General features: G+C 76.8%; 1 protein-coding gene. It reads right to left on the bottom strand.

From position 1 onward, the window contains the following. Positions 1 to 259: 259 nt before the first annotated feature. The coding region (locus CCN35_RS27480) for a protein kinase domain-containing protein (RefSeq protein WP_086794705.1) at positions 260 to 1,151 on the bottom strand (892 nt) is incomplete at its 5' end.

Raw genomic sequence — 1,151 nt, forward strand, 5'->3', positions numbered from 1 at the left:
GTCCTGCGGGGCGGCGGAGGGGGAATTCCGCGCGGCGGAGAGGGCGGAAGGAAATGAAAAGAAGAGGAGAAGAAGAGGAGAAGAGGCGAGAAGCGGCAGAGGGGACGGAGGGAGGGACGGAAGGGCGGCGGCGCCCCGCCAAGGGCCGCGGGGCGCGGCCCGCCGGGATCCGGGGCGCGGCCCCGGACAGCGGCTCCTCGGTCCGCCGCAAGGCCGCCGGAAGGCCGCCCGAGGGCCGCCGGAGGGTGCCGCCGGAGGGTCAGGGAGTCGGCGGCGCCGAGTCCGCCGGAGGGCTCGACGGCACCTCGTCGTCCGAGGACGCCCACCACATCCCCGCTCCCACCATCGCCGCGAGGAGCACGCCCGCGGCCCCCAGCGTCAGCCGGCGGCGCCGTGCCGCGGCCCGGTGGCGGGCCGAGCCCGGCCGCGGCACACCCGCCACCCGAGGCACCCGTGCGGTCCCCCGTGCGCCTCCCGCCAGCTCGTCCGGCGTCGGCACCCGCATCGACGTGTGCGTGTCCCGGTTGGAGTCCGGCCTCGCCCCCGGCACCAGGGGAACCGCTCCCCGGCGCCGCACCCGCGTCCCGGCCGTCTCCGCAAGGGGCTGCGCACCGGCCTCGTCGTCGGGCTCCGGCACCGGGTCCACGTCCGGCTCGTCCACGTCCAGCGGCGGCATCCCCGCGAGCATCGGCAGCAGCTCCCGCAGCCGTGCCGCCAGCTCCGACGCCCGCAGCCGCGAGGCCGGCGCCTTCGCCAGGCACTGCACGAGCAGCTGCCACAGCTCGTCCGGGATGCCCGGCAGCGGCGCCACCGTCTCCGTGACGTGCCGGCGCAGCACCGCGCCCGGATGTCCCCCGCCGAACGGGGTGAAGCCCGCCAGCAGTTCGTACAGCACCGTGGCCAGCGCGTAGATGTCCACGGCGGCCCGCGGCGGCAGCCCCTCCACGATCTCCGGCGCGAGATAGTCCGGCGTACCGATGATCTTCGTCGCGCGGGTCCGCTTCGGGGTGTCGATGAGCTTGGCCACCCCGAAGTCCGTCAGCAGCGCCCGGTGCGAGCCGCCGGGGCCCAGCGGCCCCTCCATGTCCAGCAGGACGTTCTCCGGCTTGACGTCCCGGTGCACGACCCCCGCCGCATGGGCCGCGGCCAGC

The sequence above is a fragment of the Streptomyces thermovulgaris genome (genome assembly GCF_002155915.1).
Classification (GTDB): Bacteria; Actinomycetota; Actinomycetes; order Streptomycetales; family Streptomycetaceae; genus Streptomyces; species Streptomyces thermovulgaris.